The following is a 9,234-nucleotide window of genomic DNA, read 5'->3' on the forward strand; positions in this document are numbered from 1 at the left end:
CCCATTTAATCAACAACCTCACCCTATATTTGCGGCATGACAGAAAAAGAACTGCCTCCAATAAGCCTGAACGACTATAAATATGACCTGCCCGATGAGAGAATTGCAAAATTCCCTTTGAAGGAACGGATGAATTCGAAATTGCTCGTTTATAATTCGGGTAAAATTGAGCATACTGTTTTTCGAAACCTTAGCGATCACATCCCGGCGGATACAGCTTTGTTTTTCAATGACACCCGGGTAATACCCGCACGCCTGCATTTCAGGAAGGAAACGGGGGCACATATTGAAGTTTTTCTGCTCGAACCTCTGCAACCCACGCGCGATGTAGCTCAATCCATGTGGATTAAAGGAAGCTGCCAATGGAAATGCATGGTGGGCAACCTGAAAAAGTGGAAAGATGAGCAGGTGCTGGAGCTTGTGCTTCCCATGCATGATCAACCGGTGACTTTAAAGGCCAGAGTTGTAGATCGCAGCACACAAATCATCGAGTTTACCTGGGATGATGATTACACTTTTGTGGATGTTATCCAGGCTGCCGGCAAGATCCCACTACCTCCGTATATCAACCGGGAGGTAAGTGAAGAAGACAAGGAAAGATACCAGACGATATACTCTCACCACGAAGGTGCCGTGGCTGCTCCTACCGCCGGTCTTCATTTTAGCGATCAGGTACTCGAAAAGTTGCAGCAAAAGGGTGTAACACTTAACTACCTGACACTACATGTCAGTGCGGGCACTTTTCAGCCCGTAAAGGAGGAGAATGTAATCAACCACCCCATGCACTCCGAGCAAGTGGTGATAACCATGAAAAATATCGATGCTTTGCTGGAGAACCCCAAGGTGGTGGCGGTAGGTACCACATCTATGCGTACACTGGAAAGTTTGTATTGGTATGGAGTAAAAATATTGTTGAAAAATGACACCGGTTTTAATATTGAAAAACTCCTGCCTTACCAGTTTGAAGGTTCTGTCCTGCCCTCAGCCCACGAAGCTTTTGAAGCCGTTAAAAAATTGATGACTGAGACCAACCGGCAAACTTTGATCGGACATACGGAGATCTTCATTTTTCCGGGTTATGAATTCAAGGTATGCAAAGGCCTGATCACCAATTATCATTTGCCGGGCTCTACGCTGATATTGCTTGTGGCAGCATTTATTGGTGAAAACTGGAGAAAAGTATATGAGGAAGCCCTTGATAATAATTATCGGTTTTTGAGCTATGGTGACAGCTCTTTGCTTTGGCCTTAGCCCCGTGATACCATATGACCAGCCATGAGCAGCGGCTCTTGGAATGTTCAGGGCGATTTGTAAATTTAAGGCAGGGTACACATAATATTTTGCCCATCATAGTTTCTATTTTTAATTACTTTAACATAGCTCCATGCTAAAAACAATCAGGAATTTATTCAAAAGTGGGCATAACCAAACGATATCATACAAGGGCCTGAACCTTCCTAATTTCAGGACCAACCAGCAACTGTCTTCAAATGAGGATTATTTAAACTCAGGAATTGAGCAGGTAGACTTTTTAAAGGAAAAAGGTCTGCTCACCAATTCATCTAAAATACTGGATTTCGGATGTGGTCAGGGCCGATTGGCCAATACCCTGGAGTACACAAACACACCGTTTTCATCCTACACGGGAATAGACACTGATAAAAAGTCAATAGACTGGTGCAATAAGAACCTTCGTTATAAAGACGCTTACAATTTCATTCATTTGTCGGCGCATAATGCCAGATATAACAAAAGAGCTGAAGGGTTGCAGGAGCTTCCGTTTGATAAAGATAGCTTTGACCTTATCTTCCTTAACTCGGTGTTCTCGCATATGTTGACCAACGATATTCAGTTTTACCTGAACCAATTTAATAGGGTACTGCACAAAAATGGCGCGGTGTATCTTACTGCTTTTGTAGAAAATGATGTTCCGGACGTTGAAGAGAACCCTCAAAATTACATAGCAGAATCTACTGGCGCATTGCACCGGGTTCGCTATGAAAAGAATTTTTTCATAAGCCTGATGGAAAATGCCAATTTCAGGCTTCATGGGTTTTATCATCAACAAATAGATAGAACAAAACAGAGTGTGGTAATACTAAAGAAATAGAGAGTACGGCCTGACCAGGTGTAAGAAAACGCCTCTCAGCTTGAGAACATACAAAATAATCACTATTTTTCACTACCAATCAAATCAGTACTATTTGTATGACCGAACAAGTCTGCAATCTCCCGGAAGCGTTTAATGACGGGCATTGCGGTGTAAGTATCCATTATTATGAGGCAAAACAATCCTCTCAGAAAAATAAAGTAAGGTTCAGCCAGAATTTATTGTGCCTCCTGCTCAAGGGTGAGAAAACGGTTTATAGTGGCACAGGTAAAATCTCTTTTGACAAGAGCCAACTGATGTTGCTAAAGCCGGGCAACACTTTAATGACTGAAAAAACAACAGTTGAAAATGCTTACAAAAGTGTACTTTTCTTCTTTGACAACGACTTTCTCAACGATTTTGTAAGGATCAACAATATTCCCATTGACCAGGCCCGGAAAGCAACCGGCTTCACGCGAACAAAAATTCTCGATAAAGACGAATACATCACCACCTTTGAAAGGTCCCTTCTGCTGATGGGCAATAAGCCGAGCCCTCCCTTAATTCGCTCTAAGCTTAATGAAATACTGTTATACCTTTTTGGCAGATACCCGGAAGAACTTACCTGTTTTATAAAAGAGACCCTGAACCACCACAGGGATGTAGCCTTTAAAAGTATTATCGAGCGCCCTGACAGCTTTAACCTGTCTAATGAAGAACTGGCATTTTTGTGCAGCATGAGCCTGTCTACTTTCAAGAGGAGATTTAAGGAGGTGTACAATACCACACCACGGCAATATTATATATCCAAAAGAATGAAAAAAGCCGCATTGCTTCTTCAAAATGACCTGCGTCCATCCGAGATTTATTTCGAGCTGGGGTATGAAAACCTTTCCGCGTTCAGCAATGAATTTAAAAAGCACTTTGGCACCTCTCCCAGAGGCTACAAGCCACAAAAGTTGGATAAGGCAGAATTTATGGAGAGACACTAACTTTTCGCCTTTGCGTTTGACAGACAGTTGTTTAACAGCAATCCGCAAAAGCAGTAGCAACCGGCATAAAATAACAGTAGGCGCGGTTTTCTGATTTTCAAGAGTAAGCTTCATATGACATGTTTTATTTTTTGCTGCATTTACTCCTCAGGTATTAAGCTTGTGGCCTGAAAAGTTGAACTTGTAGAAAAACAGTCTGGACTTTTAGCGCAACTATTTAAGGATATATCTTCTCACATTTGTATAAACAAAAAAACAACAATTATGAGAAGTATTTTAATCTTACTATTTGTATTTGCAACTGTTATGGCCAAGGCCCAGACTTTCACCCTTAAAAGTGATGAGCTTACCGGACAGGCCACTAAACAGCAGGTATTTAATGGCTTTGGGTGCACCGGAGAGAATATATCCCCTCAACTTTCATGGACCAACGCCCCTGAAGGCACCAAAAGCTTTGCCGTTACCATTTATGACAAAGATGCACCTACCGGAAGTGGCTGGTGGCACTGGGTGGTTTTCGATATTGATAAAAACACCAACGAACTGCAATCCGGAGCCGGAGACCCTGCAAAGAACCTTGCTCCTAAAGGTGCTATTCAAAGTTTGACCAATTTTGGTTCGGCAGGTTACGGCGGTCCTTGCCCTCCGGAAAACCATGGCCCTCATCAGTACGTCGTTACTGTATATGCGCTTAAAGTGGATAAGCTCGGACTGGACAGCAAGGCTAACCCTGCCATGGTGGGCTACTATCTGAATCAAAATGTAATAGATAAAGCATCTATTGTGTTTTATTATAAAAGATAACTCAATAGGTAATCGGCAAGGGCAACAGGCAAACTGTGCTGGCGAAATCTCCTGGAATTAAAAGACCAATACATATGAAAGGCACTTATCTGGAAAGTATCATTAAGCAGTTTGAATATTACAAACTGCTGGGAGAGAAAACTTTTGCTCAGCTTACCGGTGAGCAATTGATGTGGGAGTACACGCAGGATTGCAACAGCATTGCCACAATCGTAAAACACCTTTGGGGCAATATGCTTTCCCGGTGGACTGATTTCCTTACGGAAGACGGCGAGAAAACCTGGCGTGACCGTGATGCGGAGTTTGAAAATGATATTGCTGACCGGCAGGAGTTAATGGACAAATGGAATGAAGGCTGGAAGTGTCTGTTTGAGGCACTTAAGCCTTTAAGTGACCATGATCTTGAGCGTGAGATTTTTATCCGCAATCAGGGTCACACGGTGGTAGAGGCTATTAACCGCCAGCTTGCCCACTATGCATACCATGTAGGGCAGATCGTATACATTGGAAAAATAGCCAAAAAAGATAGCTGGCAGACCTTGTCTATTGCCAAAGGCCAGTCCAAGCAGTTTAATGCCCAAAAATTTGCCGAAGAAAAGCACCGGCAGCACTTTACAGATGAATTTTTGAAGGGGAAAGAATAAAATGGGCCTTGCTGAGAAGTAACCTGGTCAGGATACAACTTAGCAAGGCCCCTGGTGCTGCGGTAGCATTAAGATCCACTCAATATTTTACCCTGTGGTATGGAAAAAACTTTGACAGCACCTCTGCTTTACGAATTTAAACCCCGGCATCAGCCATTCTCATCATTAACTACTATATTCATGGGTATACTTTTACGAACAGTAGCAAACTCTTCTTTCTCCATATCATAATAGTCTTTTCCGAAAACTTCCTGAGCTTTTGCCTGGTATATCTGCCTGAAAGCCTCCTGCGTATTCAGGAAGTTGCTCAAATAGTCTTTGTAAAGAGCTTCATCATCATATTTAGCAACTACCAAATAATCGGGTGAGTTCTTTTTTACATGCTCCATCACAAAGTCATACACTTTTTGCTTCATGTTGTATTCACTGCTCTCACCAAAGTTAACCCTCAGCGGATCAAGCTTTCCTGAAGCAATCATCTTCTCCGTATCCGGAAGAGGTGGGTAATTAAACTTGATTGTATTTTCAGGAGTTGGTGGTAACAGCATAGCTACTTCAACCTTTTCTCCTGTATCGGTTTGTCCTAAAAAAAGAAGTTTTCTTTTGTCAGCCCTGCGCAATTCCCAAATCACATCGCGCACGAAGCCCATCTGCTGGTCTTTGTCTATGCTGGCTATGATTACCCCTTCATGAGGCAGGTTAGCATCTTCGACAACCTGCTTTACCTCGTCCAGTTCATAGTACTTTCCATTAATGGTTATTTTACCGTCTTTAACCGACAAGTTTAACACATCATTGACCTTTCCTTCAAACTTGTACCTTGTCGCAGGCAGTACGGGCAAGTTCACCCCCACTGCTACCTCCTCAACCTTTGTCCCGGCCGGTGAAGATACCTGCTCATCGATACCTGAATTGCACTGTATAAATATTACACTCGACAATACCGTCGCTAATACGGCCATAGCTACTTTTATCTTGCCTGACCTTCCTGATTTATTATTTTTCATCATGGCTATTCGTTTTTTAATAAATGATAGATTAAAATTATGTACCAACCCGTTTGAGTTGTTGCTGATTAATTGACTCAAAAGCATGGTTTGATACTCTACCAGGGAATAACCCGAATTCATTATTTTTTCATCTGCTATATATTCATGTGTAGCTTTTAGGGATTTGATTAACTTCCATATGAGTGGATTGAACCATAGAAATGAGGCCAGGAACTGAACAAAGATCAGATCAAAAGAATGGCGCTGCTGAACATGCACCTTTTCATGTGCCAATATTTGCTCAAACTCCGGCGATACAACCGTATCTTGATGTACAAAAACATAATTCAAAAATGAGAATGGCGCTACAGGGTTCGCCAACCTGACGACTTTCAGGCCATCCACATTTTCTTTTGGGTAGATAACGGTCATCCTCCAAAGTCGGTAAAAACCCACAGCAATTCTGGATAAACACAAGGCGACTCCTATAATATACAGGGTCAAAAATGCCTTTATACCAAAATCAGCCCAATTGAATGTAGCCTCGCTCTCTACATATTCTTTACCACCGGCCAGAGGTTTTTCTCTAAAATTTTCAAACTCCCACCTGGCCATGGCATCATAATATGAGATCCTAAATTTGCTGATCTCCTGCACCTGCTGCTCCAGGAGCGGAATCTTGGCAGGACTCGAATCAAAACTCATAAATGGAAACACTATTGAAAACACCAGAATGCCCAGCAGAAAAAATCGGTTGAGGTTAAAAAAGGTCTCTCTCTTTAAAACCAATACATAGAGCAGATAAAAGAACGCCAACACGGCACCCGACTCTGCCAGATACATGATAACCTTAGTCATTCTTCTGCGATTTTAGCTCTTCCAGCATTTTCATTACCTCGTCAAGCTCCTTTTCATCGAGCTTTTTACTCTCCGAAAAAAAGTTGACCACCTGTTTCAGTGAATTATTGTAATAATCTGAAACCACTTTTGACAATTGCCCCTTCCTGTACTTTTCCTTTGACACCAGCGGGTAATATTGATGAGAGTTGCCATAAGCCTTAAAGCCTACGATCTCCTTTTGCACCAATACTCTCACTATGGTAGAAACAGAATTGTACGGAGGTTTTGGGTCGGGATACTGATCGATAATATCTTTTATAAAGCCTTTCTCAATATCCCAGAGAATTTTCATTATCTTCTCTTCTGCCTTGGTAAGTGTAACCATTGTTAATGAGTTTAATTAATCAGCAATACAAGAATACAACTTAAAAATAAGTTTTACAACTTAATATTAAGTTATTTAACTTATTAATTAGTTGATTAACTTAAATATAAGTTCAATCAGAAATCAACTGGCTGAAAATCAATGCAATAAAAAGCAATCAAATCACTTATCTCTGTTTGATACCAGAAAAATAAAAAAATCCAATTCGTTTGACTTAACATTGATCTACAATCTATCTTTAACATTTCAGAACAAGCACAAGCGAACATGTCAAACATAGACCTGGTTATTGAAGAACGAGCTGCCGACATCGGCAACTTCATGGTGGGCAGGCTGTTGCCCTTCCGCCAAAAAAGGGCTGTAGGCCCATTTGTTTTTATCGACCACATGGGGCCAACCACCCTAAAAGACCACGAGAATTTTGATATTCCCCCGCACCCTCACATCGGGCTTTCTACCCTGACCTATTTATTTGAAGGAGCCATCATGCACCGCGACAGCATGGGTTACGAGGTAGAAATACAGCCCGGCGCTGTCAACTGGATGACGGCAGGCAAAGGCGTGGTACACTCGGAGCGTACCCCTGAATATCTCAGAAATTCTGACAAAAGTCTGCATGGCTTACAGATCTGGGTGGCATTGCCAAAAGCTTTGGAAAGCTCCGACCCATCATTCTCTCATGTTGAAGCCAAAGATATTCCGCACTGGCAGCAGGATGGTGTATCTATGAAATTGATTGCCGGGGAGGCGTTTGGCAGAAAATCACCTGTTCCCGTGCATAGCCAGCTATATTTTTTAGAGATCAAAAGCACCGACACGGCAACATTATCTATTGGCGAACACCTTTTTGGTGAAAGTGCGCTTTACATACTCGAAGGTTATATCAAAAGTGATGGCCATACTTATGAACCTAAACATATTCTGATCGCAAAAGAAAGCAGCCTGTGCGAATTTGAGATTGGCCCCAACAGCACCGTTTACATTTTTGGAGGGCAGCCTTTCGAAGAAGAGCGGTTTATCCACTGGAATTTTGTAAGCTCTGACAAACTTCTGATAGAAAAAGCCCGGAATGACTGGCGCGAGCAGAAGTTCCCAAAAGTACCGGGAGAAACAGATTTTGTACCGCTCCCTGAACCCAGAAAACATTAAAATCAATTAAAACAATGGATATTCAACAGTTTAACAGGGAAACCAAAGGCTTTTTCAAAGCTGTAGATAACGGCAAAGAGGCCGGGCGGATGACCTACTCATGGGCAGGTAAGGATAAAATGATCATAGACCACACCGAGGTAAGCCCGGAATTCAAAGGTCAGGGCGTAGGCTATAAAATGGTACACGCGGCCGTAGACTATGCCCGGGAAAGCAATGTGAAGGTCATTCCACTTTGCCCCTTTGCAAAAAGTGTATTTGATAAAATCGAAGAAATAAGAGATGTATTAGCAGGATGACGCGGGTTACTGGTTGCGGGTTGCTGGTTACTTGCTCTCCGTTCACTGTTTACTTGTTTACTGTTCACCGAATACCAGGTCTCAATACTCAATACTAAAATCTAAAGCCTAAAATATGAAGCAAATAGTAGCCTTTGCGGGGAGTAATAGCAGCACTTCTATTAATAAACAGCTTGTAAAGTTTGTTCTGACTTACTTTCCTGATTTTGAAATCAACCTTCTTGATCTGAATGATTACGAGATGCCTTTGTTTTCGGTTGACAGGGAAAAGACAGGTTTCCCTGAAGCTGTCGGGCGTTTTCGGGAGGCCATGAGCAATGCCGATGCTATAGTTTGCTCTCTGGCAGAACATAACAGAAGCTATACGGTAGCTTTCAAAAACGTGCTTGACTGGTGCAGCCGCATAGACATGAACATTTTCGCGGGTAAACCCATGCTCCTTATGAGCACTTCACCGGGAGGATATGGCGGCGGCAATGTAATGAACGCAGCAAAACCATTTTTCCCCAAATGCGGAGCGGAAGTCATCGAGTCCTTTTCCCTGCCATCCTTCCGACAAAATTTTGAAAACGGCCAAATCATTAATGAAGCCCTGAAAAAGGAGTTGGAGGATAAGATTGAAGTATTTAAAAGCAGGCTGTAGTAAAGGCTCCGCGGTCTGTCCCCTGACCATAGTCGTTAACTTAAGGGCGAAAAGCAGTGCCGTAGGTGCTGAATGTGATTAGCCCGGGGTGCAACCCCGGGAAATCTAATCAGTGGTAAATGTGCCATAGGAAACCCCCGCCATGAAATGCTGACCGCTTTGGCACACATAGCAAAAACAAATTTCAGCACATTTAGCCCCTAAGCAAAGAAATATAAAAACGGCCGCTCCAATGTTATTCAATCCATAAAACATATGGTTGGTGGTGAAAACACAAACAATGGGGCTTTTGGGAGGTAAAGGTTTTGTTGACGCATCCTTTCCTCCGTGGTCTGTCCCCTGACAGACCACCTACAAAATGCCTTTTATCCAAACAGTTAGTCATATCCATAGCGATGGA

The 9,234-nt window shown here is 42.4% G+C and carries 10 protein-coding genes; 8 read left to right on the forward strand and 2 right to left on the reverse strand.

Annotated features, from left to right (window positions below; translation table 11 throughout):
- Nucleotides 1–36 precede the first annotated feature (36 nt).
- The 5 genes from E1163_RS26745 to E1163_RS26765 all read left to right on the forward strand — a co-directional run bounded on the left by E1163_RS26745 (nucleotide 37) and on the right by E1163_RS26765 (nucleotide 4,529).
- Entirely contained in the window at nucleotides 37–1,251 is a 1,215-nt protein-coding gene (locus E1163_RS26745; RefSeq protein ID WP_155176218.1) for an S-adenosylmethionine:tRNA ribosyltransferase-isomerase, read from the forward strand.
- Nucleotides 1,252–1,384: 133 nt separating this feature from the next.
- Complete coding sequence (locus E1163_RS26750; protein WP_155176219.1) at nucleotides 1,385–2,110, forward strand: class I SAM-dependent methyltransferase; 726 nt, start codon at nucleotides 1,385–1,387, stop codon at nucleotides 2,108–2,110.
- Nucleotides 2,111–2,208: 98 nt separating this feature from the next.
- Nucleotides 2,209–3,081, forward strand: coding sequence for a helix-turn-helix domain-containing protein (locus tag E1163_RS26755; protein WP_155176221.1), 873 nt, complete (start codon nucleotides 2,209–2,211; stop codon nucleotides 3,079–3,081).
- 264 nt (nucleotides 3,082–3,345) lie between these two features.
- Nucleotides 3,346–3,885 carry a YbhB/YbcL family Raf kinase inhibitor-like protein gene (locus tag E1163_RS26760; RefSeq protein WP_155176223.1) on the forward strand — a complete coding sequence of 180 codons (540 nt, stop codon included), beginning with the start codon at nucleotides 3,346–3,348 and terminating at the stop codon, nucleotides 3,883–3,885.
- Between the two features lie 74 nt (nucleotides 3,886–3,959).
- On the forward strand, nucleotides 3,960–4,529 hold the full coding sequence (locus tag E1163_RS26765) for a DUF1572 family protein (RefSeq protein WP_155176225.1): 570 nt from the start codon (nucleotides 3,960–3,962) through the stop codon (nucleotides 4,527–4,529).
- Nucleotides 4,530–4,678: 149 nt separating this feature from the next.
- On the opposite strand, the gene E1163_RS26770 is transcribed toward E1163_RS26765, so the two are convergent.
- Nucleotides 4,679–6,376, reverse strand: a complete 1,698-nt coding sequence (locus E1163_RS26770) for a M56 family metallopeptidase (protein WP_155176227.1) — start codon at nucleotides 6,374–6,376, stop codon at nucleotides 4,679–4,681.
- Nucleotides 6,369–6,743, reverse strand: a complete 375-nt coding sequence (locus E1163_RS26775) for a BlaI/MecI/CopY family transcriptional regulator (RefSeq protein ID WP_155176229.1) — start codon at nucleotides 6,741–6,743, stop codon at nucleotides 6,369–6,371. Before E1163_RS26775 ends, E1163_RS26770 begins: the two co-directional genes overlap by 8 nt.
- A 267-nt stretch (nucleotides 6,744–7,010) precedes the next feature.
- Here E1163_RS26775 and E1163_RS26780 point away from each other — a divergent pair, with 267 nt between their 5' ends.
- The 3 genes from E1163_RS26780 (at nucleotide 7,011) to E1163_RS26790 (ending at nucleotide 8,834) form a co-directional block, all read left to right on the forward strand.
- Nucleotides 7,011–7,892: a pirin family protein gene (locus E1163_RS26780; protein WP_155176231.1), complete on the forward strand. Its 882-nt coding sequence runs from the start codon at nucleotides 7,011–7,013 to the stop codon at nucleotides 7,890–7,892.
- Between the two features lie 14 nt (nucleotides 7,893–7,906).
- Nucleotides 7,907–8,191 (forward strand): GNAT family N-acetyltransferase, encoded by a 285-nt coding sequence (locus E1163_RS26785; RefSeq protein WP_155176233.1) that lies wholly within the window; start codon nucleotides 7,907–7,909, stop codon nucleotides 8,189–8,191.
- A gap of 115 nt (nucleotides 8,192–8,306) precedes the next feature.
- Nucleotides 8,307–8,834 carry an NADPH-dependent FMN reductase gene (locus tag E1163_RS26790; protein WP_155176236.1) on the forward strand — a complete coding sequence of 176 codons (528 nt, stop codon included), beginning with the start codon at nucleotides 8,307–8,309 and terminating at the stop codon, nucleotides 8,832–8,834.
- Nucleotides 8,835–9,234 lie beyond the last annotated feature (400 nt).

This window comes from Fulvivirga kasyanovii (assembly GCF_009711405.1).
In the GTDB taxonomy this organism is placed as follows: Bacteria; Bacteroidota; Bacteroidia; order Cytophagales; family Cyclobacteriaceae; genus Fulvivirga; species Fulvivirga kasyanovii.

Coding starts and splice junctions, on each gene's coding strand:
- E1163_RS26745 (WP_155176218.1), top strand. CDS start 37: ATGACAGAAAAAGAACTGCCTCCAATAAGCCTGAACGACTATAAATAT.
- E1163_RS26750 (WP_155176219.1), top strand. CDS start 1,385: ATGCTAAAAACAATCAGGAATTTATTCAAAAGTGGGCATAACCAAACG.
- E1163_RS26755 (WP_155176221.1), top strand. CDS start 2,209: ATGACCGAACAAGTCTGCAATCTCCCGGAAGCGTTTAATGACGGGCAT.
- E1163_RS26760 (WP_155176223.1), top strand. CDS start 3,346: ATGAGAAGTATTTTAATCTTACTATTTGTATTTGCAACTGTTATGGCC.
- E1163_RS26765 (WP_155176225.1), top strand. CDS start 3,960: ATGAAAGGCACTTATCTGGAAAGTATCATTAAGCAGTTTGAATATTAC.
- E1163_RS26770 (WP_155176227.1), bottom strand. CDS start 6,376: ATGACTAAGGTTATCATGTATCTGGCAGAGTCGGGTGCCGTGTTGGCG.
- E1163_RS26775 (WP_155176229.1), bottom strand. CDS start 6,743: ATGGTTACACTTACCAAGGCAGAAGAGAAGATAATGAAAATTCTCTGG.
- E1163_RS26780 (WP_155176231.1), top strand. CDS start 7,011: ATGTCAAACATAGACCTGGTTATTGAAGAACGAGCTGCCGACATCGGC.
- E1163_RS26785 (WP_155176233.1), top strand. CDS start 7,907: ATGGATATTCAACAGTTTAACAGGGAAACCAAAGGCTTTTTCAAAGCT.
- E1163_RS26790 (WP_155176236.1), top strand. CDS start 8,307: ATGAAGCAAATAGTAGCCTTTGCGGGGAGTAATAGCAGCACTTCTATT.